Origin of the sequence: Streptomyces sp. NPDC096205 (assembly GCF_044763135.1) — a bacterium.
Lineage (GTDB): Bacteria > Actinomycetota > Actinomycetes > Streptomycetales > Streptomycetaceae > Streptomyces.
This window is the reverse complement of sequence record NZ_JBIWFS010000010.1, coordinates 302107-328017: the sequence shown is the minus strand read 5'-3', so window position 1 is coordinate 328017 and position 25911 is coordinate 302107. Positions and strand designations below refer to the sequence as shown.

Annotated in this window: 26 protein-coding genes; 10 read left to right on the top strand and 16 right to left on the bottom strand. The window is 70.0% G+C overall.

Going from position 1 to position 25911, the window contains the following annotated elements:
* Nucleotides 1-100: 100 nt before the first annotated feature.
* The 5 genes from ACIQ6Y_RS33490 to ACIQ6Y_RS33470 all read right to left on the bottom strand — a co-directional run bounded on the left by ACIQ6Y_RS33490 (nt 101) and on the right by ACIQ6Y_RS33470 (nt 5488).
* The gene (locus ACIQ6Y_RS33490; RefSeq protein WP_404044841.1) at nt 101-934 is read right to left on the bottom strand and encodes a carbohydrate ABC transporter permease; all 834 of its coding nucleotides are present in this window, start codon (nt 932-934) and stop codon (nt 101-103) included.
* Between the two features lie 2 nt (nt 935-936).
* Nucleotides 937-1863, bottom strand: a complete 927-nt coding sequence (locus ACIQ6Y_RS33485) for a carbohydrate ABC transporter permease (RefSeq protein ID WP_404044838.1) — start codon at nt 1861-1863, stop codon at nt 937-939.
* Complete coding sequence (locus ACIQ6Y_RS33480) at nt 1860-3104, bottom strand: ABC transporter substrate-binding protein (protein WP_404044835.1); 1245 nt, start codon at nt 3102-3104, stop codon at nt 1860-1862. Before ACIQ6Y_RS33480 ends, ACIQ6Y_RS33485 begins: the two co-directional genes overlap by 4 nt.
* A gap of 347 nt (nt 3105-3451) precedes the next feature.
* On the bottom strand, nt 3452-4663 hold the full coding sequence (locus tag ACIQ6Y_RS33475; RefSeq protein ID WP_404044832.1) for a metallophosphoesterase: 1212 nt from the start codon (nt 4661-4663) through the stop codon (nt 3452-3454).
* A gap of 180 nt (nt 4664-4843) precedes the next feature.
* The gene (locus ACIQ6Y_RS33470) at nt 4844-5488 is read right to left on the bottom strand and encodes an NAD(P)H oxidoreductase (protein ID WP_404044830.1); all 645 of its coding nucleotides are present in this window, start codon (nt 5486-5488) and stop codon (nt 4844-4846) included.
* A 147-nt stretch (nt 5489-5635) separates the two neighbouring features.
* On the opposite strand from ACIQ6Y_RS33470, the gene ACIQ6Y_RS33465 reads away from it, so the two are divergent.
* The 4 genes from ACIQ6Y_RS33465 to ACIQ6Y_RS33450 all read left to right on the top strand — a co-directional run bounded on the left by ACIQ6Y_RS33465 (nt 5636) and on the right by ACIQ6Y_RS33450 (nt 9536).
* The gene (locus tag ACIQ6Y_RS33465) at nt 5636-6565 is read left to right on the top strand and encodes an AraC family transcriptional regulator (protein WP_404044827.1); all 930 of its coding nucleotides are present in this window, start codon (nt 5636-5638) and stop codon (nt 6563-6565) included.
* 466 nt (nt 6566-7031) lie between these two features.
* Nucleotides 7032-7814 (top strand): hypothetical protein, encoded by a 783-nt coding sequence (locus tag ACIQ6Y_RS33460; protein ID WP_404044824.1) that lies wholly within the window; start codon nt 7032-7034, stop codon nt 7812-7814.
* Nucleotides 7815-7981: 167 nt separating this feature from the next.
* Nucleotides 7982-8521 (top strand): YbhB/YbcL family Raf kinase inhibitor-like protein, encoded by a 540-nt coding sequence (locus tag ACIQ6Y_RS33455; RefSeq protein ID WP_404044822.1) that lies wholly within the window; start codon nt 7982-7984, stop codon nt 8519-8521.
* Between the two features lie 133 nt (nt 8522-8654).
* On the top strand, nt 8655-9536 hold the full coding sequence (locus tag ACIQ6Y_RS33450; protein WP_404044819.1) for an AraC family transcriptional regulator N-terminal domain-containing protein: 882 nt from the start codon (nt 8655-8657) through the stop codon (nt 9534-9536).
* A 205-nt stretch (nt 9537-9741) separates the two neighbouring features.
* Here ACIQ6Y_RS33450 and ACIQ6Y_RS33445 read toward each other — a convergent pair whose 3' ends face one another.
* On the bottom strand, nt 9742-10158 hold the full coding sequence (locus ACIQ6Y_RS33445; protein WP_404044818.1) for a hypothetical protein: 417 nt from the start codon (nt 10156-10158) through the stop codon (nt 9742-9744).
* 81 nt (nt 10159-10239) lie between these two features.
* On the opposite strand from ACIQ6Y_RS33445, the gene ACIQ6Y_RS33440 reads away from it, so the two are divergent.
* Nucleotides 10240-10560, top strand: a complete 321-nt coding sequence (locus ACIQ6Y_RS33440; RefSeq protein ID WP_404044815.1) for a Tn3 family transposase — start codon at nt 10240-10242, stop codon at nt 10558-10560.
* A 270-nt stretch (nt 10561-10830) separates the two neighbouring features.
* Entirely contained in the window at nt 10831-12297 is a 1467-nt protein-coding gene (locus ACIQ6Y_RS33435) for an alpha/beta fold hydrolase (protein WP_404044813.1), read from the top strand.
* A gap of 720 nt (nt 12298-13017) precedes the next feature.
* Here the strand turns inward: ACIQ6Y_RS33435 and ACIQ6Y_RS33430 are convergent.
* On the bottom strand, nt 13018-13581 hold the full coding sequence (locus tag ACIQ6Y_RS33430) for a TetR/AcrR family transcriptional regulator (RefSeq protein ID WP_404044812.1): 564 nt from the start codon (nt 13579-13581) through the stop codon (nt 13018-13020).
* 218 nt (nt 13582-13799) lie between these two features.
* Between ACIQ6Y_RS33430 and ACIQ6Y_RS33425 the strand changes: the two genes are divergently transcribed.
* Complete coding sequence (locus ACIQ6Y_RS33425) at nt 13800-15041, top strand: choice-of-anchor Q domain-containing protein (protein WP_404044810.1); 1242 nt, start codon at nt 13800-13802, stop codon at nt 15039-15041.
* A 252-nt stretch (nt 15042-15293) separates the two neighbouring features.
* Here the strand turns inward: ACIQ6Y_RS33425 and ACIQ6Y_RS33420 are convergent, their stop codons facing one another.
* Nucleotides 15294-15860: a TetR/AcrR family transcriptional regulator gene (locus ACIQ6Y_RS33420; protein ID WP_404044807.1), complete on the bottom strand. Its 567-nt coding sequence runs from the start codon at nt 15858-15860 to the stop codon at nt 15294-15296.
* A complete protein-coding gene (locus tag ACIQ6Y_RS33415) occupies nt 15857-16219 on the bottom strand; it encodes a DUF1304 domain-containing protein (RefSeq protein ID WP_404044804.1) in 363 nt (120 codons plus the stop codon). The genes ACIQ6Y_RS33420 and ACIQ6Y_RS33415 overlap by 4 nt, the downstream gene beginning before the upstream one ends.
* 147 nt (nt 16220-16366) lie before the next feature.
* Here ACIQ6Y_RS33415 and ACIQ6Y_RS33410 point away from each other — a divergent pair, with 147 nt between their 5' ends.
* The 3 genes from ACIQ6Y_RS33410 to ACIQ6Y_RS33400 all read left to right on the top strand — a co-directional run bounded on the left by ACIQ6Y_RS33410 (nt 16367) and on the right by ACIQ6Y_RS33400 (nt 19352).
* On the top strand, nt 16367-16561 hold the full coding sequence (locus tag ACIQ6Y_RS33410; RefSeq protein WP_404044802.1) for a hypothetical protein: 195 nt from the start codon (nt 16367-16369) through the stop codon (nt 16559-16561).
* Between the two features lie 149 nt (nt 16562-16710).
* The gene (locus tag ACIQ6Y_RS33405) at nt 16711-17133 is read left to right on the top strand and encodes a hypothetical protein (RefSeq protein WP_404044799.1); all 423 of its coding nucleotides are present in this window, start codon (nt 16711-16713) and stop codon (nt 17131-17133) included.
* The gene (locus tag ACIQ6Y_RS33400) at nt 17130-19352 is read left to right on the top strand and encodes a tetratricopeptide repeat protein (RefSeq protein WP_404044797.1); all 2223 of its coding nucleotides are present in this window, start codon (nt 17130-17132) and stop codon (nt 19350-19352) included. The genes ACIQ6Y_RS33405 and ACIQ6Y_RS33400 overlap by 4 nt, the downstream gene beginning before the upstream one ends.
* A gap of 197 nt (nt 19353-19549) precedes the next feature.
* Here the strand turns inward: ACIQ6Y_RS33400 and pqqE are convergent, their stop codons facing one another.
* From pqqE to ACIQ6Y_RS33365, 7 genes are all read right to left on the bottom strand, one after another.
* Nucleotides 19550-20809 (bottom strand): pyrroloquinoline quinone biosynthesis protein PqqE, encoded by a 1260-nt coding sequence (gene pqqE, locus ACIQ6Y_RS33395; protein ID WP_404044794.1) that lies wholly within the window; start codon nt 20807-20809, stop codon nt 19550-19552.
* Nucleotides 20806-21075, bottom strand: a complete 270-nt coding sequence (gene pqqD / locus ACIQ6Y_RS33390; protein ID WP_404044792.1) for a pyrroloquinoline quinone biosynthesis peptide chaperone PqqD — start codon at nt 21073-21075, stop codon at nt 20806-20808. Before pqqD ends, pqqE begins: the two co-directional genes overlap by 4 nt.
* On the bottom strand, nt 21075-21839 hold the full coding sequence (pqqC, locus tag ACIQ6Y_RS33385) for a pyrroloquinoline-quinone synthase PqqC (RefSeq protein WP_404044790.1): 765 nt from the start codon (nt 21837-21839) through the stop codon (nt 21075-21077). The genes pqqD and pqqC overlap by 1 nt, the downstream gene beginning before the upstream one ends.
* Nucleotides 21836-22750: a pyrroloquinoline quinone biosynthesis protein PqqB gene (gene pqqB / locus ACIQ6Y_RS33380; protein ID WP_404044787.1), complete on the bottom strand. Its 915-nt coding sequence runs from the start codon at nt 22748-22750 to the stop codon at nt 21836-21838. The genes pqqC and pqqB overlap by 4 nt, the downstream gene beginning before the upstream one ends.
* A gap of 8 nt (nt 22751-22758) precedes the next feature.
* Entirely contained in the window at nt 22759-22899 is a 141-nt protein-coding gene (pqqA, locus tag ACIQ6Y_RS33375) for a pyrroloquinoline quinone precursor peptide PqqA (RefSeq protein WP_404044785.1), read from the bottom strand.
* A gap of 68 nt (nt 22900-22967) precedes the next feature.
* Entirely contained in the window at nt 22968-24047 is a 1080-nt protein-coding gene (locus tag ACIQ6Y_RS33370; RefSeq protein WP_404044782.1) for a PQQ-dependent sugar dehydrogenase, read from the bottom strand.
* Nucleotides 24048-24507: 460 nt separating this feature from the next.
* Nucleotides 24508-25860, bottom strand: coding sequence for a glycosyl hydrolase family 28-related protein (locus ACIQ6Y_RS33365; protein ID WP_404044781.1), 1353 nt, complete (start codon nt 25858-25860; stop codon nt 24508-24510).
* Nucleotides 25861-25911: the final 51 nt, after the last annotated feature.

Genomic DNA, 25911 nt, shown 5'->3' with positions numbered 1-25911 from the left:
GCGACCGCATGGACGACGGCCGACGGGCACCAACCCGCGGCAGCCGACTCGACCAGACGGTACGGACCTTCGGTACACCCAGGCGGGCCCTTCTGAGGTCTCAGTCGATCCCGGACCGTTCCACGCCTGCCACGATCCACCGCTGAAAGCACAGGAACACGACCAGCAACGGCAGGATCGACACGGCGGCCGCGACGAACAGCTCATGGAGCCTGACGACCTGGGACGTGGTGAAGGACGACAGCGCCACCTGCACCGTCCAGGCGTTGCGGTCCTGTCCGATCACCAGCGGCCACAGGAAGGAGTTCCAGGCGCCGATGAGTACGATCGCTCCGACAGCGGCGAAGACGGGCCGTGAGTTCGGTACGACGATCCGCCAGTACGTCCTCCAGTAGCCCAGGCCGTCGACCTGCGCCGCATCCTCCAACTCCCGGGGGAAGCCCAGGAAGTACTGCCGGAAGACGAAGCAGGCGAAGGCCGAGAACAGCGTCGGGACGATCAGTCCCCGATAGGTCGAGATCCAGCCCAGCGACGACACGAGCACGAAGCTCGGGACGAAGGTGACGGCGGCCGGAACCATCAGGGTGCCGAGGACCGCGTAGAAGACCTTGTCGGCGTGCCGGTAGGGGATGCGGGCGAGACCGTACCCGGCGAGCGAGGCGAGCAGCACGGTGCCGAGTGTCGTCGCGACCGCGATGAGCGCGGAGTTGAGCAGGGAGCGGGCGAAGGGGACGGAGGTGTCGTCGAAGAGCTCCTGCACGTTTTCCCATCTCACCTCAGTGGGAAAGAAGCTCCATTCGGGGGCGGTGATGTCCTCCTCGCTCGACAGGCCGTTGCGGACGAGCAGATAGAAGGGGACGAGGAAGAGCAGAGCGAGAGTGATCAGCAGGACGAGCCGCAGCGCGCGTCCGACGCGTACCATCGCGTCCTCCATGGTCATTCCTCCTTCCCGCCCAGACCGAACCAGCGCGCCTGCCCCACCGTCACGACCACGATGATCAGGGAGAGGATCACCGCGCCCGCGCTGCCGAGCCCGAGGTTCTGGCCCTGGCCGAGGGCGACGTAGTAGAGGTAGACGAGCGGCGGACGTGCGTAGGGCGGGTATCCACGGGCGTCCGAGAGGAGGTTGTAGAACTCGTCGAAGGCCTGAAAGGCGTTGATGACGAGGAGCAGGACGACCGCGACGGACGTGGCGCGCAGCTGGGGCAGCGTGATGTGCCGCAGCACCTGCCAGCCGGGCCGGGCGCCGTCGACGGCTGCGGCCTCGTACAGCCCGGGGTCGATCCGCTGCAGCCCGGCCAGGAAAAGGATCATGTAGAAGCCTGCCTGGAGCCACAGTCGTACGGTCACGATGACCAGCCAGTACCAGGGCGGGTCGGTGGTCGACAGCCAGGCGACCGGATCGCCGCCGAACCAGCCGAGCACGGTGTTGGCGAGACCGAACCGCACCCCGTTGAACAGTGACATCTTCCAGATGAGGGCGGCGACGACGTAGCTGCATGCGGCCGGGAGGAAGAACACCGACCGGAAGAACGCCTGTGCCCGGTGCACCCGGTTGACCATCAGGGCGAGGGCCAGCGAGAACCCGTACGTCGTGGGCACGATGAACGCCGTGAAGATCAGGAAGGTGTACAGGCTGTCGACGAAGGCGTCGTCCGACAGCATGGCCGTGTAGTTGTCGAGGCCGACGAAGTCGGTGGGGGTGACGGTGTTGTGGGCGTCGAAGAAGCTGAGAGCGACGCTCCACAGCAGCGGGATGTAGGTGAACAGGCCGAGCCCGAGAGCGAACGGACCGACGAAGACCCAGAACCAGAGAGTGCGGGCACGTGCTCTGCGGCGGGCCGTCACCGCGTGTGCCGTCACGACTTCTTCTTCACCCGGTCGAGCTCGGCCGACACCTTCCGGACGACCGTCCGCAGTTCGCTCTCCGGGTTCGCCCCGCTCTTGATGATCCGGCTCAGCGCGTCCTGATAGGCGGTCTGGGCCGCCGGGGTCCACAACAGAGGCTGGGCGTATCCGTGTTCTCCGGTGAAGCGGACCGCCTCGGCGGCCGCGCCCGTCTTCAGCTTGTCGGCCTTCTTCGCCAAAGAGATGCGGGCGGGGATGTGGAAGCCGTAGGAGAGTGCGAAGTCCTCCTGGTAGTCGGTGCGTTCGACCCACAGCCACCGCACGAAGTCCTTGGCCGTGTCCTGGTGCCTGCTGCGGGCGCTGACGGCGGCTCCGTACGCGCCGACGGGGACGGCGGGAGCGCCCGATCCGTCCTTCGGGAACGGCAGCACGCCGAAGTCGTCACCGAGTTCCTTCTGTGCCTGCGGCAGCGCCCACAGGCCGGACCACTGCATGGCGGTCAGGCCCTGAAGGAAGGCGGACGGGTCCGACCAGTCGGCGGGGGCGCCGAGCAGCAAGGATTTGTCGGTGTACAGCTGGTGCAGCTTGGCGAGGGTGCGGGCGGCGGCGGGGTCGTCGAAGCCGACCTTGCCGTCGTCGGTGACCAACTGAAGTCCCGCCGCGTACAACGGAGTTCCGCCGAGGACACCGGCACCGCCGTCATTGCCCAGGAAGAGCCCCTTGACCTTCTTCGTGGTCAGTTTCGCGGCCGCGTCGATCAGCGCGTCAAGGGTGGTCGGCGGCTCCACGCCGGCGTCGCTCAGCAGGCTCTTGCGGTAGTAGAGCAGCTGCATGTCGATGACCTGCGGGATACCCCAGACTTTTCCGTCGTACGTCTTCGGGGCGAGTACGGCGGGGTTGAAGTCGTCCCTGACGTCTTCGAGCAGGTCGCTGAGATCGATGACCTGACCGCCCTGGATCTGGTCCAGGGTGGGACTGCCCTCGAAGACGTCGGGACCGGAGTCGGTGAGCAGTGCGGCGGCGGTCTGCTGGTCGTAGTTGCCGGGCCGCCACTGGACGTCGACCTTCGCGTTCTTGTACGCGTCGGCATACCGTTCCACGGCCTGCTCGGTGCCCGCCTCGCCGTACTGGTGGTACCACTGCGACAGTTCCGGCCCGGCACCGGCGTCGTCCTCACGCCCGGTGTTGGATCCGCAGGCGGTGAGCAGTCCGGCGCTCGCCCCTGCGGCGAGCAGTGTCCTGCGGCTGATGGTCATGGTGCGTGCCCCCTGACGGTTGTCCTTGCACGGCCCAACGATCAATCATGCGGCGGGATTACGACGGGAGTGTTGCGGCAGTCTGTCCATGTCGTGGTGCGCCGGCCGGCGAGCAGGAGGCGCCGAGGTGTTGCCGAGATGCTCAGCGACCTTCGGCCGGCGCGGGCTCGGTGTTCAGGGCGGAAGTCGACACCCCGTTCCGTGGCGGGGAGGGAGCGTGGCGCGGGAGCCGAGTATGCGGCGGACGCGCTGACCGCGCAAGTGGACGGAGCAGCCGTGCTGTCGGCTCGCAGGGCATGCCCGTGCACGGGTCCTGGCGAGCGCCCACCCGGCCGTTGCCCGGAGCGCTACACCAGGTTGGGGGAGCGGAGTACGAGCAGGGTGATCTCGCTGGGTGCGAAGACGCGGAACGGCGGGCCCCAGAAGCCGGTGCCGCGGCTGGTGTAGAGAAGGGTGCGGGGGCCGTGGTGGCTGAGGCCGGCGACGGCAGGCTGGTCGATGCGGACCAGGTGGTGGAAGGGCCAGATCTGGCCGCCGTGGGTGTGGCCGGAGAGCTGGAGGTCGATCCCGGCGGCGGCCGCCCGGTCGACGAACTTGGGCTGGTGTGCCAGGAGAAGGACGGGCAGGTCGGGGTCGGCGCCGTGCAGGGCTCCGGCGAGGTGGGCGCGGTGGCCTGCCAGGCCTGAGGACTCGGCGGTGACGTCGTCGACGCCGGCGACCACGAGGGTGTCGCCTCCGCGTTCGAGCAGGACATGCCGGTTGCGCAGCGGCTCCCAGCCCAGTTCGTCCATGAGGTCGACCCAGCCCTGGGCCTCGCTGTAGTACTCGTGGTTGCCGGTGACGTAGACGCGGGCCTGGGTGGCCTGCACGGTACCGAGCGGGGCGGCCTGGGCGCGGCGGCGTTCGGCCGTGCCGTCCGCGATGTCGCCGGTGTGGCAGACCAGGTCGGCTTCCAGGGTGTTCACCGTCTCGCACACCCGCGCCGACCAGCGAGTGCGATCAAGGGGACCGTAGTGGGTGTCGGTGATGAGGACGACGCGGAGGCCGTCCAATCCGGCGCCCAGGCGGGGGAGTTGCACGTCGAGTCGGCGCACGCGTGGCACACGGCGGGCTTCGGCGTACCCCCAGGCGAGCAGTACTGCGGTCGCGCCGAGGACGGCCCACGTGACGATGCGGGCCCGGTCCTGGCTCTCGCCGACGCCGGCCACGGTCAGGACGAGCCGCAGGAGGATGCCGAGCAGAAGGGACCAGGTGAACAGCACCCAGCTGGCGCCCAGCAGGGTGTCACCGACGATCGCCGCGCGGTCCTGCTGGCGCCGGCCGTGGCCGCGCGCCATCGCGAGCGGCATGCCGATGAGGCCGAGGGCGAAGACGGCGGTGCCGGCGAGCGTGAAGGGCAGTGGCCAGTGCTGTCCGCTGTGCAGGAGCGTCCAGCAGGGCACGGCCCACAGCAGGACAGGGGCGATCAGGGGGATGTAGCGCATCAGGCGGTGCAGCCGGCTCGGCCGCGGGGCCTGTGCCGCGCCGTCGGCGGGTCGGGTGTTGCTGGTGTCGGTCACGCTTCCCTCCCTGACCGGGCTGCCGTCTCGCGCACTGTATCCGGGCGCCCGTAGCCCTCGACAGGGCGCTCTGCCCCCAACTGTTTCAGCGGAGTGATCTCGGCCCTGGGCGGGGCCCCTCGGGCTGACCGGCGAGACGGCCGGTCAGCCCGAAGGTTCCGTCGAAGGGCGCGGGTGCCTTCAGGCCGCCAGCGGGTCGGCGGCGAGGAATCCGTCCACGAACTCCAGGGTCCGACGGTCGAAGTCGGCGTACTGGGCCTCGCGTTCGGCACCGGCGACCGCGGCGCCGACGAGCAGATTGCCCTCGGCGTCGAGGCGCTGCGGTCGCTCTTCCGCATCGAGGAGCAGGCCCACGGTGGAGTGCGAGAAGCCGCAGTAGAAGGCGATGCCCTCACTCAGCTGGGCCTCGAGGACGGACTGCATCCCCTTCGCGACGGGATCGTCGGCGGTGGCGCCGGCCAGGCCCAGCCACAGCATGCGCTTGCCGGCCAGGCGGGGCTTGCTGCGGCCGTAGGCGAATCCGTAGTTCCACACGCGGTCGATCCATCCCTTGAGGACGGCGGGCACGCTCTGCCAGTACACGGGGAAGACGGCGACGACCACATCGGCGTCGAGGATGCGCCGCATATGGGCGTGCGTCTCTTGCGAGTACGTCTTCTCCCGGTTGCCCCAGTCCGGCTGGTCCTCCACGGTCATCCGAGGGTCGAATCCCTCGGCGTGCAGGTCGAGCAGGTCGATGCGGTATCCGGCGGCCTCGAGTCGGGCGGCCGCACGGCGGGCGGTGTGGGCGGTGAGGGAATCGCTGCGGTGGTGAGCGATGACCACGAGGGCTGTTCTGACGTCACTGCTGTGCTGCGGCACAGTGTCTCCCGACTGGCTCGGTGTGTTCTGTGTGTCCAGTACAAACGCGGCCGCGTAGATGATCCATGGGAGGAAGTCTCCAAGACATAGGAGATCGTCTACGATTCCCCCATGGATCCCCTGAGTTCGCTGCTGAGCGGCATCCGTGCCGAGGGCTCGGTCGTCAGCCATGCCGTCCTGAGGGCGCCCTGGACCATCCGCTTCACCGACGGCGCACCGCTCAGCATGGTCACCGTGCTGCGCGGGGGTGGCACCCTGCTGCTGCCCGACGGCACCGAGCGGGTGATCGCCGCAGGCGACACGGCCGTCGTGCGCGGCCCCGCACCGTTCCATCTCGCCGACGAGCCCGCTTCCCTCCACCGCCCCCACGCGGCGTACGAGATCAACTGCTTCACCACCGAAGCCCCGTGCTCGGGCGAGGAACTCGGCGGCATCCACTGGGGCAGCGACCCTGACGGAGCCACGGCACTCGTCGTGGGCGCCTACCGCGCCTCCGGCCATCGCCAGGAACGGCTCCTGCGCGCGCTGCCACCCGTCCTGGTCGTCACCGAGGACGCCGAAGTCTGCGCCTGGCTGGAGAGCTCCGCAGCCGACGCCGCCCGACTCACCCCCGGTTCGCAGGCGCTGATGGACCGGCTCCTCGACTGGGCCCTGGTCTGCACGTTGCGCATGTGGTTCGACAAGGCGGGCGCCGACGCTCCGAACTGGTACCGCGGCCTCGCCGACCCGGTCCTGGCACCCGCCCTGCACGCCTTCCACGACCGGCCCGCCGATCCATGGACGGTGGCATCGCTGGCCGCACAAGCCGGCGTCTCCCGGGCGCTGTTCGCCAGACGCTTCACCGAGCTGATGGGCCGCCCGCCCCTCGCCTACCTCACCGAATGCCGCATGGACGACGCCGAGGCACTCCTTGCCGACACCGACCTCAGCATCGCCCAGATCGCGAAGACCGTCGGCTACGCCGACGCTTTCGGTTTCAGCGCCGCTTTCAAGCGCCACAAGGGGCTGAGCCCCAGTACGTTCCGCGCTGCGGCGGCGTGAGGCACAGGGCGCGGCGGCAAGGAGGCGGGCACCGCGATCCGCGCCGTTCGTGACGACATGGCGCGCGGGCGGTGCGCTTCACGACGCTTGCCGCCTTCGCGAAGTGGTCCAGCGCCAGCTGGGGACCCGTTGCGCTGGGAGGCCGAGACGCCCGCGGACAAGGCCGCGGGGGCGGAGCCGCCCCGAGGGCGCGGAAGTGGCCGACCTGGCTCGGAGAAGCAGTGTTCCACCGCAGTCACCGCTCGGTACTCCTCCGCAAGGACCGGGCCACCCACGGCGACGCCTTCCCGGCACACCGAACGACCTCTCCTACGTATGGCCGGAGTCCGACCAGGAGCAGAAGGAGGGACCACCCGCCCGACGAGGACAGAGGGAGCTTGAGTCGGGCCGGCGCCGGGTGGCTGGTCCAGGTCGAAACCGTGCTCGCCCTTGATCGCGTCTCTCCCCTCGACCGGAAGGGAGACGGATGAGCAGCACGCGCACCCGGCGGCACGCGAGAATCCGGCTGGCACGGCAGCGGCCGGGGCCGGACTCGGTACACACGCGGAGACGGCGCACCGAGCCGACCACGTCCACGTCGGCGTGGCGGCGGGTCGACTGGGCTCGGGGCGCCACGGTGGTGGGAGTGGTGGCCGGTATCGGTACCTTGCTGTTCACCGGAATCGCCACCTACTACGGTGCCATGGTGTCGCGCGACCAGTTGGCCCAGTCCCGCGAGGACGCCGAGAAGAGGGACCGCGCCCAGGCCGCCCGCATCACGACCTGGGTCGACTACGGCGAGGACGGCGGCATCCGACTGCATCTGATGAACAGGTCGCCGGACCCGGTGTCGTACGTAGACATGTACTTCGACGCGAAGGTGGGCGACTGGAACCACACGAAGCTCGCCGTGTCCTACTCCCTCTCCCTGCCCAGCGTGCCGCCCTGCTCGGATCTGGCGCTGGATCCCGACGACTGGATGTACCGGATTCCCGAGGGGCGGGCGACGTTCCCCGACAGCCATAGAGTTCCGCTCCGCCGCGAGGACGGCTGGAGGCCTCAGCCGACGCCGGACAGCATCGAGGTCTATTACCTCACTTTCGCGGACCGTGAGGGGACCACCTGGCAGCGCGATCACGGCGATCTGGAGCCCTGGGAACCCCGCGACGAGCTGCCCGTCGAGGAGGCGGACCTGTCCGGTATCGGCGGCATGAAGCGGGCCCCGCGGGCCGTGCCCGTGTCGACCTGCGGCGACGACAAGGCCGGGTGACGCACGACCGACGGGCAGGATCCAAAGCTCCAGTGGGGTACGTTCACAAAGATTGCGACCCCTTGCACGATCCTCTCGCCGATCGGTCGTCCTCACTCGATGCGTGGTCAGATCGGGATCACGCCCGTTCGGGCGATTTCATCGAGAGCAAGGGAAGGGAATCGGAAATGAGCGACCCGAGGAGTCGACGTCCGCTGCCGCATGATTTTCACCCGCCGGTGCCCGAGCTGTCGGTCACCAGCACAGATCTGACGGACGGTGGGGCCCTGCCGGACGCGCACGTGTACGCGAAGGGGAACTCCTCACCACATCTGAGCTGGTCGGCAGGGCCGTCGGGCACCCGTGGCTACGCGGTCACCTGCTACGACCCGGACGCGCCGACCGGCAGCGGCTTCTGGCACTGGACGGTCTTCGACATTCCGGCGGACGTCACCGAGCTGCCGGCCGGTGCCGGAACCGGGGGCTTCAAGGGGCTGCCGACAGGAGCCGTGCAGGCTCGGAACGACTACGGCAGCAAGGACTTCGGCGGTGCCGCGCCGCCGCCGGGGGACGGTCCGCACCGCTATGTCTTCACGGTGTACGCCGTGGACCAGGAGAAGCTGGGACCGGATGCGGACGCGTCGCCGGCACTCGTCGGTTTCCACCTCCGATTCCACGCCATCGCCCGAGGCCAACTGATCGCCGAGTACGAGGACACCGGAGAGTAGGTGCCCGCGGCGCGAGAGCGGCCTGACCAGGACGTCCCCTGCGCGTCGCGGACGCCCGCACGTTCTTCGCGTCTCCTTGCACGATCCTCTCGCCATGCGGGAGGAGCGTGTCAGTCCGTGATGAGATGGAAGCATGTCCCTCGACGAGCTTCGCGATCTGCTGGAGCGGCATGCGCGGCCTGACCCGACCACGGCCATCGACGGCGTCCGGATCTGCCGGGCCGACCCGGGCGCCGAGCCGGAGTACTCGATGTCCGGCGTGATGCTGGCTGTCATCGCGCAGGGTGGCAAGCGGCTCGCGCTCGGCGAGCGGGTGTACGAGTACGGGGTTGGCCAGTATCTGGTCGCCTCGGCCGATCTGCCGGTGACTGGACGCGTCGCACCGGGCGGGCCGCAACTCGGCTTCGGGATGACGCTGGAACCCGCCGTCATCGCGGAGTTGATGCTGCAGGCCGGGCCGGGTGACCTGCCTCGGTCATCTGGACCGCCCCGGCCGGGGATCATGGTCAGCGACGCCTCGGCGGAGCTGATCGACGCGATCGTCCGCCTGCTCCGTCAGTTGGACCGGCCGCGCGACCGCCGGGTGCTGGTCCCCTTGATCAAGCGTGAGATTCTGTGGCGGCTGATGACAGGGGAGCAGGGCGAGGCGGTCCGCCAACTGGGCCTAGCGGACAGCAGCTTGAACCACATAGCCCGAGCGGTCAGCTGGATTCGGGACAACTACACCGAGGCCTTCCGGGTCGAGGACCTGGCGCGGTCTTCCGGGATGAGCGTCTCCGCGTTCCACCGGAACTTCCAGTCGGTGACGGCTATGAGCCCGATCCAGTACCAGAAGCAGATCCGATTGCAGGCGGCACGGCTCCTGCTGGCCAACCGTCCGCACGACGTGACCGGCGTCGGCCACCGGGTGGGGTATGACAGCCCCTCGCAGTTCAGCCGGGAGTACAAGCGCCAGTTCGGCGTGCCGCCAAGCATCGACGCGGCCCGCACACGCGCGACGGCGTCGATCACGTAGCCGCCGCCGACCGTAGACCTGCGCGGGCGAGATGGGCACTACGTCGTAGCGCCACTTCGTTACGCAGGTGTGGGAGTCGTACGCCATCAGGCCGCGAATGCAGTCGCCCGCTTTGGTGTCGAGGGTGGCGGACAGCGCGGCGTACCCGTTTCTCGTCCGCTTCTCACCGCACTACAGGTATTCAAGGATGCCGCCGGCGGTTGGTTCAGGAGTATCGGTCGGGGAGATGGACAAGGAGCACGCTGATGGCTTCATTGATGTCAGGAAGCCTGGCGGCTACTTCGTGGACGACGGGACTGGAAACGCTGACCCACCACAACTCAACCCTGCGCCGAGTGAAGCCGGAAGAGTGGGCGGACACATTTAGAAATCCGACAGGGAGGCCGCGGTCGTCCGGGGCGCTCTTGATGCCGTCATCCCAATACACGTCGAAGTACCCCCTCCTGTCTGCCCGCTCGTGGAGGGAGAGTTTGCGGAGCTCCAACGCTTTTCTGAGGCGTGGTTCCATGCCGTCCAAGTAGCCCATCCCGGCTCCCGTCGATGGCGACAGCACGGGCGCAGCAGATCCGCGCCCGACGACCGCGTCGCCAAGCCTATGTCCCACCCCCTTGTCGGCGGGCACCTTCACAGGATCCGCCCGGTCGTCCCCACGACGGGGTCGACGCTGAGACGTGGCACGAGTGCCTCCTAGCGGAAGGACTATGTGGACACGCACGGCGCCTCGGTGGTCGGCTTCGCGTACACCGAGTTGCTGAACTTCCGCCTGCTGCCCACGCTGAAAAACCTCGGCAGCATGCGCCTGTATCGGCCCCACGACGACCCGCCCGGCTGGCCGGCCCTCGGCGGCTCCTTGACCCAGGTCATCAAGTGGGACCTGATCGCCCAACAGTACGACCAGATGGTCAAATGTCCGGCCAGGATCCAGGTGCACGTGCTTCTGTCGAGCCTCGTGTGCTGCTCCACCACGTCCTCGCCGAACCGGCCTGGGCCAAGCAGCTGTCCGATGAGGACCGGCGTGGCCTGACCGCACTGTTGTGGTCGAACATCAACCCGTACGCATCCTGAGTGAGTGCTCCGTTCGGCCGGTCCTGCGTCGCGGGGTGCCCAAAGGCACCACACGCTGCTGCTAACGGCACCTAGACGACGCGGGCGGGCCCGGCCGAGGGCTCCTGTGTCAGACCGATGCGTCGCAGCCCAGGCAGGAGATCGCATGGACACCACCCTAGAGAGACACGAGCGACCGCGTGGCGGGCAGGCGTGTCGGGAACCGGAACGGTCACGTCGGCGACGTCGCATGGCAGGCATCCGCGAAGGGGTGATGTTTCTCCTGTCCGCCGGCCTGATCACGGGCGCCCTCGGTTCCGGCACTGCGACGGCCGCCGACATCAGAGCGTCGGCCAAGCCCTGCGACGCGGCGCCGACCGGCATCCGTCTTCAGGATCACTACCTCAATTTCACGGTGCCCCCCGGGCTGATGCCGGACCCGCGGTTCGACGGTCGTCCGGCCAGGATCCAGGTGCACCGGGTCCGGCCTGTGTACGCTCACGGCAAATGCTCAAGCGTGCCCAACAGGGCTGCGGTGCTGGTCCACGGTGCCACCTGGCCCGGCACGCCTGGGTTCGACCTGCGACACCGGGCCCCCGGTGGCGGAACGCTGAGCGCTCAGAGGGCCCTCGCCCGGGCGGGTATCGACACCTTCGCCCCGAGTCTGCTCGGCTTCGGCCGCTCGACGCGGTTCGACGACGGTCTCAACGATCCCGGCAACGCGAGCCTCAGACCATATCTGCCGGACGGCAGCTGCCCCTACGCCGAGGGGTGCGACCGCAGCCATATCCCAGCTATCTTCCCCCTTGATCAGCAAGGGACGCTGCTCTTGAACAACCCGCTCGACGGGGAGAGGCGCGCGCACTCCAGCAATCACCGCTTCGGACGTACCGATGTGTGGGTACGCGACATCCGCCAGGTCATCGACGATGCCATCGCGCGTGCGAAGCCGGTGGACGGCAAAGTCACGCTGCTCGGCTGGTCGTTCGGTGGCCAGCTCGTCGCCCGGACGCTGTACGCGGCCAACCCGGTCCTCCCCGAAAGCGCCGACGTCATCGCGAAGGTCAACCGTGCCGTATTTCTGTCGTCGTTCTTCGGCACCCCGACCGAGGAGGTGACACCGCCGGCGGGCTTCACATCCTTCCCGCTGAAACTCACCGCCCGCGTCGACAGTGGTGGCGCCTGGGCGATGCCGCCCGGACGGGACGCCGCCTGCACCGGCCATGTCGTCCCCAACAGTCAAAGCCAGTTCTGGAGGCAGGCCATGGAGGAGGACCGCCTGGGCAGCACATGGGGAGGGGATGACCCCGACCACCCGACCGGTCTCAACCGTTCGCCGACGTTCTCCAGCTACGGCTGGAACACCGCCGTCGCGCAGCAACTGACCACGCCCTCACTGGTCATCCACGGTCTTGACGACACGACCGCGCCGCCGAGCAACTCGTCCGCCATCTACAACAACCTCCCGATGGCGAACAAGGTGTTGGTCCAAGTGCAGTGCGCGAGCCACGCCCTGCATCTCGAAGGCTGCTCCGGCCCGCGATGCACGCCAGAATCGGGAACGCCTTACGGTGGGCGCCCCGGCCGCCCCTGGTCTGGTCCGCATGCCACGTTCCAGGCAGCACTGATCGAGTGGATCAAGAACGGCACCTTCAACGGTGCTCCGAACGGGCACTTCATCGTCAACGAGAGCGGCGTGGCGAGCACCACCCCATGAGCCACCCTGGGCTCTCACCCGGTACGCGGGCCAGTTCCGAAGTGTCCCGCGCACCTCGGCCGCCGCCGGCCTGGCGGCGGCCGACCGGCATCCGAGCGCGTACGCACAGCGCTGTGCCCCCTCCCACGAGGAACCCCGGCTCCCTGGCCAGGTGATGTCGGGCACCCCGCGCAACATCCGGTTATGGCCACATGGAGGTGGCGGAGTACAAGGGGCGCCGCCGGGTACCTTCCGCTGCCGGGGCACCTTGCGTGCCGTGCTGTCAGGAAGTACGGCGTGAAGGCCCTGATGCGGGTGGCGGCGTCAGCGCGCGCCGTGAACCGGCGACACCTTCGCCTCACGGCTTGCCGACGTCTGATGCAGTGGAGCCGTCCAAGTCCACGTGTCGGGGTCACCCGCTTGTGCCACACGCCACGACCGCATCAGTCAAGGAGCCACACCGCACCTTTCCTCAAACGCCTGTTAATGAACCAGTTGTACGAGGTCATGACGTTGGTGATGCCAGTCCGTGGACGGGGCGGCGAGAGTCAGGGCGAGTGGGTCCGGCCGCGATGACGGTCAACACCCGCCAGGCGAGAGGCGTACGCGCCGACGCATCGACTCCAGCGGGGCACCTGCAGTCATCCGGGCAGCAGCCGCGGTCGAGGACTTCGGCGGAGGTCGAGATTCGCCGCTGCGGTGCTGACATCACGCACGCCGTCCGGCGCTGAGCCGCCGTGGCTAGCCCGGTACGTCCTCATCCCGTTCGGCCACGCCGAGCAGGGCGAGGCAGATGTGCAGCACAATGTCCTCCAGGCCGGGGACCTCGTCGATGCTGCCCCGGCGCAGACAGCGGCAGACGGCTTCGTGTGTGGCGTCGGCGGCGGCGATGTAATGCGCATCGGGGACGCCGGGGTGACCCGGAAGCCTGGCGCGCCAGGCGCGCATCGACTCGGCGAACCAGGAACGGCACGCGTCCTGGTGCTCCTGTGCCCGGCCGCCGGCCGTCGCGGTCTCCAGGAGGAAGGCCTTGGCGAATTCCGGCTCTTCGGCGATCAGCCCGAGGTAGGCGCGGATCGAGGCGCGGAGCGTGGCGACAGGGGAGAGCGATTGCGCCGACGAATGTGCGAACGACGTTCGAAGCCACCTGATCATGAGCTCACGGCTTGCGTCGGCCGCGGCGATGAAGCACTCTTCCTTGTCCGCGAACAGATCGTAGAAGGTCTTGCGGGACACGCCCGCCCGTGAGGTGACGTCGGCCACGGTCGTCGCGATGTAGCCCTTTTCGGCCACAACGACCGTCACCGCGTAGAGGAGTCGACGGCGCTGAGAGCCCGTCACGAACTCCTGTGTCAGCCCGTGTGGGCCCCTTGGAAGCTCCGCCTGATGTGGCTTCAGGAGGGGCCGGATCGAATCTGCCATAGCTGAGATGCATTCTGATACATGTCATGTACGCAAATGTTTCTCACTGCCTCGCACGACGAGACCGATGCGAGACAGGACAGCCGCAGGAGGCACCCTCCATGAACAGAGCGACAAACCTTTCGTCACTGACCGCCTTACTGGCGGCCGTCGCGGGAACCCTGGCCGCGGCACCGGCCCCCGCCCAGGCCGACGCCCAGCCCGCGACCATCACCGTCGACTCCACCGCGGACGCCATCGACGCCGACGCGTCGGACGGCCTCTGCCGCACCAGCGCGGGAACCTGCACGCTGCGCGCCGCGGTCATGACCGCGAACGGCCGGCCCGGCAGCACGATCGAGTTGCCCGCCGGCCGCTACCGGCTGAGCATCCCTCCCGATCCCCGCTACCTGAACACCCGCACCGCCGACCCCACGACAGGTGATCTCAACGTCACCGCGCCGACCACGTTCCGCGGGGCAGGTGCGCGCGAGACCGTCATCGACGCCGACCACGTCGACCGGGTCTTCCGTATGGGGGCCGACACCACACTGTCCGACCTCACCGTCACCGGAGGCGAGGCCAAGCAACGGGAAGTACGCTTCACCGACCCCGGTGGAGGCGGCATCGCCAACGGCAAGAACATGACGCTGCGCCGGGTCGCGGTGACGGGTAACACCGCCGGCTACGGAGGGGGCATCTTCAACATCCCGGACTCCCATCTGACGTTGATCGAGAGCACCGTCAGCGACAACACGGCCGGCGAGGCCGGAGGGATCCGGTTCGACGACTCCGCTACCGTGCTCAACTCGACGATCGCGGACAACCATGTGACCGACGACTGGGACCGGCCGGGCAGCCTGTCCGGGTACGGAGGCGGCATCGACATACGCGGTACCGGCCTGGTGGACATCCGCAACTCCACGATCACCGGGAACACTTCCACCGACGGCGGCGGCGGGATCAACATCGCCCCCGCCTATCTGGACAGCCTGCCTTCATCGGTCACCGATGTCGTCGACGCGCCGCTCGGCCACCTCGTCCTGCAGAACACCATCATCGCCGCGAACACCGTCGGCCGAGCCTCCGGCGACTGCAAGAAGGCCTTCGCCGCCATCGAGTCCCTGGGCGGCAACCTCGACAGCGGCGACAGCTGCGGCTTGACGGCCGCAGGCGACCTGCCCCGCCGTGCCCCCCGCCTCGGCCCGCTCGCCGACCACGGCGGTCCCACGGACACCGTGGCCCTGCTGCCCGACAGCCCTGCCCGCGATGCCGCATCCGACTGCCCGTCGACCGATCAGCGTGGAGTCACCCGGCCACAGGGGCCGGGCTGCGACATCGGAGCCTTCGAATACCAGCCCTGAATCACCGGTCGAGGGCACCGATGCCGACAGGTGCCGCCTCGCTGATGGGACAGCGTTCGAAACGCTCGCTCGTCGTGCCGGAGTGATGCGCGAGCGCCGATGTGAGAGCAACCCGGCGACAGGCCCGCAGGAGGCGCCCCGCTCCAGCCGGACTGACCGTACTGACGCCTGGGGCCTTCATCCGGAGCGATTTCCTGAGCGGGAGGTCCAGGTGCAATCGGACACGCCCGCGGCCGGGCCGGGCCGGGCCGGTCAGGTCAGGGGAGTGCGGTGCAGGTTGACCAGCAGACGCCACACTCGCTGCGCGATCTCGCTCGGGGTGGCCTCGATGAGGCCATGGAGCCAGTCGGCGACGACTCCGGCGAAGGTCGCCGCCACCGCTGAGGCGACAAGGTCGGGCTCCGGCGCGCCGGCCAAGGCACGCTCGTCTCGGCTGCGATCACGCAGTTCCTGGTGGAGCACATGGCCGAGCGGACCGCTGCCGCCGGGGCTCAGCAGTTCGCGGTAGAGCCCGGCGTGTGGTGCGAGACGGCCGAAGAAGTCGAGCAGGGCAGGCGGCGGAACCTTGGGATCGGGCTGCCCGCGCCATGCGTGCAGGGCGTCGACGGCCTCGCGGACGATATCGGCGCACGCGTCGACGGCGAGCGCCTCCAGGTCGGCGTAGTGCAGATAGAACGTTGCGCGGCCGACCTGCGCCCGGCGGACCAGTGCGGCGACGCTGACCTCGGCCAGCGGGCGGTCGGCGCACTCGTCCAGCAGCGCACGGCGAAGTCTGGCCCGGGTCCGAGCCGTGCGAGGGTCCCCCTGCTCCGCTCTCACCGGGCCAAGAGTACGGCGGCGAGTGCCACTGCCCCCGGCAGGGCCTGGGCGGCGAAGATGCGCCGGTTGGCGGTGAACCCGCCGTACAGCCCGGCGACGAGCACGCAGACAAGGAAGAAGATCTGGACCCGGAACCCGGTCGGGTCCGCCGCGATCAGCCCCCACGCCAGCCCGGCGGCCAGGAACCCGTTGTAGAGCCCCTGATTCGCGGCCAGTGGCGCGGTGGCACGCGCCATCTCCGCGTCGAAGCCGGAGAGTGCGCGCCCTGGCTTCCGTTCCCAGAGGAACATCTCCAGAACCAGGATGTACGCGTGCAGCGCCGCCACCAGTCCGACCAGCACGTTCGCTGTTGTCGCCATGATTGTCCCGCCTCAAGTTTCCTAGACAGGTGTCCAGAATACATGGACAGTAGTCCATCAAGGTTCGGCATGGAGTGAAGAAGCCGCGCCGACATCAACTCATCACGCGGTGACGACTTAGCCGTGGAGGTCTCCAGAGGGAGGCCGGTGGCCACCGCATGGCTGGACTCGGCCTTCAACCGCTCCGGCTTCCACACCAACCGGCCCATCGCGATCGCCTGCGGCGAGACCGAGACCGAGACCGAGACCGAGACCAAGACCGAGACCGAGACCAAGACGGAGTCGCGGCGCGAGCGCGCGCCCGGCCGACGGCGCGCAGCACACCGGCCGTCGAGGGCTTGACGGCAGCGACTCGCAACGGCGACGCCACGGGCCAGGAGAGCCCGGAGTGTCGGCTGGACCTGCGCCGATGGTATGAAAGGACCGGCCCGCAGGGCCAGTTGAGGTCCGGTGGACGGAGGGGGACGACGGTGCTCGTAGAGGCGCTCAGCATGTTGGCCGCGGCGGCGGGCGGCTCGCTCGTACAGGCGATGGCCACGGATGCCTGGGAGGCATGCCGCGAGCGGGCGGCCAGCCTGCTGGGACGTGGTGATCCGGAGGAGTCGACTCGCCAGGAGGCTCGGCTGGAGCGGGCCCGTGAGGAACTGGCCGAGGTGGCCGCGGACCGGCCGGAGGAGGGTGAGCGGGCCGCGGCGCGGCAGGCGGCGGCCTGGCAGACCCGGTTCGAGGACCTGCTGGAGGACTCCCCGGAGCAGGAGCACGGGCTGCGCGAGCTGGTGGACTTCCTCCAGCAGCAGCCTGCGGTGAACGCGGCCGCGGCGCAGGTGACCGTACACGCCACCGCTTCCGGGCAGGCGCAGCAGGCGGTCCAGGGGCAGGGGACGCAGCACAACACCTTCCAGGCACCGCGATGACCGTCGAAGGGAGCGGGACGGCGGGCCCGTTGAACGCGACCGCGTCCGGGCAGGCGCAGCAGGCGGTCATCGGGCAGGGCGTCCAGAACAACTACTTCTACGGGGCTTCCGGCCAGGCGCGGCCCGGTGTCGTCCTGAACACCCTGCTGCCGCCCCCTTCCATCCTGGTCGGCCACGCCACCCGGCTGCCGGAGCTGGCCGCCGCCTGCGAGGCCGCCGTGAGCGGCGTGGGCGGCCGGCGCGGGCCGGCGGTCGCGCTGCTGCACGGGCCCGGCGGATCCGGCAAGTCGGCGCTGGCCCGCGCCCTGGCGGAGCGGCTGGCGGACGGGTTCACCGACGCCCGCCTAGAGGTCGACCTGTTCGGTTTCACCCCGGGCAGCACGCCGCGCGAGCCCGGCGATGTCCTGGCCGAACTGCTGTGGCTCGCCGGGTTCAGCGGGTCCGACATCCCCGCCGACACCCCGGCCAAGGCCCAGCTGTGGCGGGCTTGGCTGGCCGACAAGAACGTCCTGCTGCTCCTCGACAACGCCCGCGACGGCAAGCAGGTCGAGCCGCTGCTGCCCGGTCCGTCCAGCGGCGGCCGCTCGCTGGTCCTGGTCACCGGCCGGTACCGCCTCGATGGACTGGAGACGGCCGTACGGACCGGACTCGACCAGTTGGAGCCGGCGGCCTCGGTGGAGCTCCTGCTGCGCGTGGCGGGCCGCCCGGCGGCGGAACCGGCCGGGCAGGAGGCCGCCGAGCTGGCCGAGCTGGCCCGCCTGTGCGGCCATCTTCCGCTCGCCCTGCGGCCGGTGGGCGCGCTGCTCGCCGAGATGGAGCCGCGCGCGCTGCTCAGGGTGATGCGCTCTGCCGCGCACCCCCTGGAGCAACTGGACGACGCCGACCAGGACGCGGCGGCCGCGTTCCGGGTCTCGTACGACGCTCTGAGCGCCGATCTGCAGCGGGTGCTACGCATGTGCGTGTGGCACCCCGGCCCGGACTTCGACGCCGCCTCGATAGCGGCGCTGGCCGGCATGCCGGCGGAACTCGCCACCGTGAAGCTGGTCCGGCTGCTCCAGCGCAGCATGCTGACCTCGCTCCCACAACACCGGTACGTCTTCCACGACCTGTTCCTCGCGTACGCGCGCCGGCTGGTCGGCGGCCAGGACCCGGACGAGGTCGTGGAGCGCGGCCGGCACAGCCTCTACCGGCACCTCGACGACGTCATCGGCATCGCGCACGGCCTGGTGTACGCGGCGGCCGCCCCCACCGGCGGGACCGGGCCGTTCGACAACCCCGACCACGCGCGGATGTGGACGAACGCCGCCTCCGAGGAGCTCGCCGGGGCGGCCGCCGCGGCGCTGGGCGAGGGCTGGGAACTGGGCAGCCGTCTGGCCGTACGGACCGCTCGGCTGCTGTACGTCGAGGGGCGCGACGAGCGGGCGGAGGCGCTCTACGCGGACATCCTGGCGGCGGCCGAACGCGCCGGGGACGAGGCGGGACAGGGCCGGGCGCGGACCGGACTGGGGGACATCGCAAGGGACCGGCTCCGTTACGAGGAGGCGGTCGCCCAATTCGAGCAGGCGGCCCGGCTGCTGGCGGCGGCCGGAGATCCGGCTGGGGAGAGCGACGCGCTGCGCGGGCTCGGTGAGGTCGCCCGGGCGCGCGGCGAGCACGAGGAGGCGACCAGGCACTTCGAGGCCGCCCTGCGGTTGGCCCGCGCCGCGGACGACCTGGCGGGCCAGGGGTACGCGCTGACCGGCCTGGGGCACGTGGCCCGGGCGCGCGGGGACCTCGGCCGGGCCGGGGCCCTGTTCGGGGAGGCGGTGGAGCTCCAGCGGCGGGCGGACGACGGCATCGGCCTGGCCTACGCCCTGCGCGGGCTCGGCCACGTCGCCCGGGCAGACGGGGATCTGGACTCGGCGGTGACGCGCTTCCAGGAGGCCATCCTGCTCCACCAGCGGGCCGGCAACCGCTTCGGCCAGGCCTTCGCGCTGACCGCGCTGGGCGGCATCGCGCGTGAGCAGCGGCGACACGAGGAGGCCGCCACCTACCTGGAGGACGCCCTGACTCTCCATCGGGCCGTCAACAACCCGACGGGCGAGGCCCAAACCCACGACGCGCTGGCCGCCCTGGCCACCGCCCGAGGCGACGATGCGTCGGCCGAGGCCCACACCACGACGGCCGCCGCCATCCGCCGCACCCTCATCCCGCCCGACGTAGCCGGTGGAAACCCCTAAGGCCGTGCTTTAGAACTGGGCTTCTTACGCAAGAGCGGGATCCGCAGCACCATCCCGGAACCGGCTGACCAGGCCGGCCACCGCAAACGCCGCGCAGCAGCGACGGACGTCTTCACCATCTGGATGGCCGCCCGAGACTTCCCCGGACGGCCAGACAAGCAGGTCAGCAGTTTCTCAAACATGGCTAGGGCGGCGGCTCACCGGGCCCTGTCCTGGGGGAAGTTGGCCCCACCTTGAGCCTGGCCACCACCAGGGCTGTCGTCGGCCGCCGGACGGGTGCGCGGGGGCAGGCCCGGGTCGCGGTGGAAAAGGCCGCGGCCGAGCAGGGGCCGGCCCGGAGCCGGTACGGCCCCGGGGCGGCGGTAGACGTACGGCGGTGTCTCGGACCCGCTGTCGTCGGCCGGCTCGCGGACCAGGTGGTGGTCGGGGGAGAGCGCGCACGCCGGATCGGTGCGGGCGGCGTCGCCGGTGAGGGCGAACGCCTGGCAGCGGCAGCCGCCGAAGTCCTCCTCCTGGCGGGGACAGCCCCGGCAGGGGCCCGTCATCCAGTCGGTGCCGCGGAAGCGGTTGAAGGCGGGGGAGTGCTTCCAGATCCAGGCGAGCTCGCGGTCGCGGACGTTGGGCGGGTGAAGGTCCGGCACGGAGGCGGCTGCCGGGCAGGGCAGCACCGTCCCGTCCGGCGCGACGGTGAGCGAGACCGCTCCCCAGCCGCCCATGCAGGGCTTGGCCACGCCGTCGAAGTAGTCGGGGACGACCCACACCAGCTCGATCTGCCCGGCGAGTTGCTCCCGGCGGCGCTCCACGGTCTCCCGGGCGCCGGCCAGTTGCTCGCGGGTGGGCAGCAGCGCGGCCCGGTTGAGCAGGCCCCAGCCGTAGAACTGCGCGTTGGCCAGCTCGATGCGGTCCGCCCCCCAGGTCAGGCCCAGCTCGATGAGGGCGTCGACGGAGTCGAGGTTGTCGCGGTGCAGCACGACGTTCAGGCCGAGCGGAATCCCGGCCCGGCGGACGAGCGTCGCGGCCCGCTCCTTGGCGGAAAAGGAGGCCGGGCGTCCGGCGATGCGGTCGTTGGCCAGGGGGCCGGCGTGCTGGACGGACAGCTGGACACTGCGCAGCCCGGCCGCGGTGAGAGCGGCGAGCCGGGCTTCGTCCAGGCCGGTGCCGCTGGTGACCAGTTGCGTGTAGATGCCGGCGGCCTCGGCGGCGGCCACGATCCGCTCCAGGTCCGGGCGCAGCAGCGGCTCGCCACCGGAAAGATGCGTGTGTACGACGCCCAGTTCGCCGGCCTGACGCAGTACGTCGGCCCACTCGTCGGTGCTCAGCTCGGTGGAGCGACGGGCCAGTTCCAGCGGGTTCGAGCAGTACGGGCAGTGCAGCGGGCAGGCGTGGGTGAGTTCGGCGAGCAGGGCCCAAGGGGGTGCGGGCTGCTCGGCGGACGCGGGGTTCACGGCGGCGGTCACGTCAGCCAGCCCTCCTGCCGCAGGCTGTCGAGGAAGGCGGGGACGGTGTCGGCCACCGGTGCGCCGGGGAAGCGCTCGGTGAGCTCGCCGACGATCCCGGCCACCGTGCGCGTGCCGTCGCACAGGCCGACGACCGTGCCGCCATGCCCTTGGAGGACGACCACGCGTTCCGGCAGGACCAGCAGGTCTGTGCCGCGTACGGCGTCGTGCCGCAGCATCAGCGCGGGGGCGAGCGCCGGGCGCCACGGGTCCGCGCTCCGCGGCATCACACGCGCTCCCGTACGTCGTCCCGACCCTGTGCCAGCTCTTCCTGCCCGGGCCTTCCCGCGTACTGCTGGACGGCGTCGAGCAGGGACCACAGCACATCGCACTTGAAGGAGAGCGCGGCCACTGCCCGCTCCTGGTCCTCGCGGGTCCGGGCCCACTCCATGACGAGGTCCAGCGCCTCGGCACTGTCACGCCGGCCCTGGTCGACGCGGGCGCGGAAGTAGGCGAGCCCGTCCGGCGCGATCCAGGGATAGTGGCGCTCGAACGCCTCGATCCGCAGCTGCATGAGATCGGGAGCGGTCAGCTCGGTGAGCGAGGCGGCGACGGCCTCCAGGGGGGAGCGGAGGCGGCAGAAGTTGACGTAGCCCTCCACGGCCAGCCGGACACCCGGCAGCACGGTCTCGCCCGACAACAGCGTCTCGCGCTCCAGGCCGGCCGCCTCGCCGAGCCGCAGCCAGCGCTCGATGCCGCCCTCGCCGTCGGCACGACCGTCATGGTCCTCGATCCGCCGCAGCCACATGCGGCGCAGCCGCGAGGAGTCCAGCTTCGCGAGGATCAGCGCGTCCTTGACCGGGATGTGGCGCTGGTAGTGGAAGCGGTTGGCGATCCAGCAGCGCACTTCCTCCGGGCCGAGGCCGCCCTGGTGCATGCGGATGTTGAAGGGATGGCGGTCGTGGTACCGGTCCTGGCCCACCGTGCGCAGGCGGTCCTCGAACTCCGCGCGGCTCCAGGGCTTCGCCGGCGGGGCGAGTGTCGTGGTCACAGCTCGATCACCATTCCGTCGTCGGCCACCTCGAGGCCCAGCCGGGCGAGCCGTTTGTGCTGCGGCGCGGCGGGGTCGACGAGGGGGTTGGTGTTGTTGAGGTGGGTGTAGAGGCAGCGGGCGGGCAGCGAGGCGAGGACGGCGGCGGTGCCGTCCGGTCCGTCGATGGGCAGATGCCCCATGCCGGTGGCGGTGCGGGAGGAGATGCCGGTGCGGCGGGGTTCCTCCTCGTCCCAGAACGTGCCGTCGACGATGACGCAGTCGGCCTCGGCGGCGGCCTGGTGCAGCGCGTCGGACCAAGTGGCCACGGCAGGGGCGTACAGGGCGGTCCGGCCGGTGACCGGGTCGTACAGGCGCAGCGCGACGACCCAGGCGTCGTCCTCGGGGGCGTCGGCGGCGTAGCGCGGGCGCTTGCCGGAGACGGGCACGGCGCTGATCCGTACGCCGGATCCGTCAGGGCCGCTCGCGTCGGTGTGCAGCGGCTGAGTCCCCCGGGTCCGCAGCTCCCGCCAGCTCAGGGTGGTGTACGGGCCGAGGACCGTGCCGAGACCGAGTCGGGCCTCCACCGCCTCGCGGACCGGGGGAGTGGCGAGGATCTCCAGGCCGTCCGCCTCGCGCAGCCGTCCGATTCCCAGCGTGTGGTCGAGTTCGGCATCGGTGAGGACGACTCCGGCGACCGGTGTCTGCCGGGGCCCGGGACCGGGGTGGAGTTCCGGGTGGGCCTCGATCTGGTCGGCGATGTCGGGGGTGGCGTTGACGAGGTACCAGCGGCCCTCGCCGGCACGGACGGCCAGCGAGGCGTGTCGGCGGCGCCTCCCGGGGTGGGCGCGTGCCCCGGAGCACCCGGGGCACGCGCAGTTCCACTGGGGGATGCCGCCGCCGGCCGCGGTACCGAGCACCTGCAGCAGCATGACGGCGGCTAGCGGACGCTGAGGGAGTAGGCGGTGACTTCCAGCGCGGTGTCGACGACCGCGTACCCGGGACTCTGCCAGGCGGTGCGGTCGGTCTCCTCGGAGGTTGCCCGGCTGGGCTGCTCGGCCTGTTCGACGGCTTCGTTCATGGTGCGTACCTTCCTTTCGGCGAGGGGTGTTCGCCTCCCGGGTGCGGGAGGAGCCTTTCGGTCGACGGTTATTCTTCGACGGTCACTTTGAGGATGAGGTCGTCCTCCTCGCCGCGGTCGCTCGTGCCCAGCCACAGCTGGTCGGCGCCGGGAACCTTGGCCAGTGCGCGCAACCGGCCGTAGGCGCCGTTGTAGTGGGCTGTCGCGGGCCCGACGTCCTCGCCGGTCGCGTCGATCGGAATGCGCCACAGCCGGCGGCCGCTCAGCGTAGAGGCGTAGACCACGTCGTCGACCACCGCGATCTGGGCGGGCACGCCTCCCTCGTCGGGGTCCCAGACCATCTTCGGGTTCGTCATACCCGCGACGGAACAGGAGCCCTCACAGGTCGGCCAGCCGTAGTTCCCGCCCGGCTCGACGAGGTTGAGTTCGTCCCAGGCCTCCGCGCCGATCTCGGTCGACCACAGCTGTCCGGCGCTGTCCCAGGCCAGTCCCTGGGGGTTGCGGTGACCGTAGCTGTAGACGCGTGTGCCGAACGGGTTTCCCGGAGCCGCCGCACCGTTCTTGGTGATGCGCAGGATCTTTCCGTTCAGCGACGTCTTGTCCTGCGCCAGCTTCTTCTGCGAGGCGTCACCAGTGGTGACGTACAGATACCCGTCGGGCCCGAAGGCGATCTTTCCGCCGTTGTGCTGGTTGTCCCGGGTGATTCCGGTCAGGACGGGGGTGTAACCGCTCAGCCGGGTGCCGTCGAACTTCATCTTGACCACCCGGTTGTCCTCGAGTGTGGTCTCCATGAAGAACACGTCCTGGTCGGTCGTGCCGTTCCAGGTCGGTGACACCGCGACACCGAGAAGGCCGCCCTTGTCCTGCGTCTCCTCGCTCCACACCGCGTTCGGCACCGTGCCGACGTTCTGCTTGGCGCCGTCGAGGGTGATCTTCCAGACCACGGCGGTGTCGCGTTCCGTCACCAGCGCCGCCTTGTGGCCCCGGAGGAACGAAATCCCCCAGGGAGTCGTCAGACCGTCCGCGAGCGTGCTGATCCCTGACGGTGCGCCCTTCGCCCGGGGAACGGAGGGCGGTTCCGCGGCCGTCGCGGGCGGCCCCGACAGACCGAGGGCCATGACGGCGGCGACGGCGGAGAGCGCGGCCATGCCCGGACGAACCCGAGGCAGCGCCGAATGCGCCAAGCGTGACATCCTGATGCCTTTCCTGTGGTGGCGCGGCCGCGTGATTCCGGGGAAACGGCGCGGCCGACTGCGGTACGAGGGGGTGCTCATCGCTGCGCCGCACCGTGGTGAGCCCGGTGAAAGGGCCTGGGCCGGAGCGTGGCAATGCCTCTTTTCTGGAGTATCAGGCGCCCCCTGAAGCAATGGCCACCGGGATCGGTCCATCTTGCTGACGGGCTGTTTCCGGCGTCGGGACTGCGGATGCCAGTGAGCTTGTGCGCCGAATCGTCCGTCGTAGGTCCACCGGCGCCGAGAAGTCCCTCCCACGGGTGACCCGCTGCCGCGCCGGTGGGCGCGGACGGAGTACGCCGGGGCAGGAAGGCGTGCGCTGCCGGCAGGAGCGGCCCACCTGACCGGCGTCGGTGTGTTCGGGTGGCCGAAGTTGTCACGTGGCCGGCGTAGGGGTCAGGCTCGGAGGCGGGGCGGAGGGAGAGGTCGTAGGCGAGGCGGAGGGGAGCGTCGGCGCGGGCGAGTCGTCCGTGACGGCGGCGTCGATGCAGTTGACGAACTGGACGAAGGGGACCCGGCCCGTGCCGTCGTCGACCGCGAAGTCACCTGCCGTATGGCTGCGGAGCAGACACATGTCGTAGCGGGCGCGGACCGGGAGGGGGTCCGTCGCGGTGACCGACCGGTATTCGTGCCGGCCCACCAACTGGCAGGAGTCGTAGCGGATCAGCGGCCCGCGCGGGCCCACGGCGTAGCGGTGCGAGCGGACATCGTTGGAGAAGTCCTGGTAGGCGAGCCCGGTGTCGTCGCAGTCGCTGAAGTGGACGATGCCGCCGTTCCATCTGCAGTCGATGACGACCACGTCTGGGTTGCGCACCTCGAAGCGGATGTCCTGGGCGTGGAACCGTTGCACGGAGTCGTGGTGCTCGGCGACGGGGAAGCGGAAGAACGTGCTGGTGGTGCCGTACTCCGGGGTGCTCTTGGGACGTCTGTCCGTGATGATGTAGGAGCCGCCCCGGCACGTGATGGAACCGCCGTAGGGGAACTCCAGGAAATTGCCCCACTCGTATTCGACCTTCATGTCGGTGAACCAGTAGTTGAGGAACTGGTCCTGGTCGTTCGGGTCCTGCTGTCCGTCCCGCGTCAGCCCGGAGTACAGGAACGCCCGGCGATAGCGGCCGCCGACCCGGCAGGCCTCCCACCGCATCTCCGAGTTGGTGTCCGTGCCGCTCAGGGCGAGCCCGTACTCCCATTCCCCCATCCACTCGCACTCGGAGAACCGGTAGTCCTGCGCCTGCCCGGTCGAGTACGAGTTGAAGAAGGAGGCGCCCGGTGTGGCCGAGTTGAACTGCATGCGTTCGAAGGAGATGTTCGACCACACGTCCTCGTTCCGGCAGAGATAGGAGCCCGGGCCGGTCTTGGGGCGGAAGACGAGACTGGTCATACGGCGGCCCGCGCCGGAGAACCGCAGGCCGCTCGCGGGCTGCGAGGGAGCGACACCGTTCAGCAGCGCGTGCGGGCGGGTGATGAGGAACTCGCCGGCGGGGATCTCGATCACCACACGGCCGGCTCCCTCGGAGACCCGTGCGGCGGCGAACGAGTAGGCGATCTCGAAGGCTGCGCTGTCGTCGGTCCGCCCGTCGCCCACCGCGCCCAGATCGGCCACGTTGACCACGGTGTCCGGCTTGGCCGACGTGCGCGGGAGGGCGCGCGCGCTGCGGGTGGACAAGGCCGTCGCGGTCAGCAACGAGGCGCCGCCACGCAGAAGATGCCGACGGGTGACACGCGACATCGAACCTCCCCACTCTGTCATAATCTCCTTCTTTCCACCTGTTTCATCCCT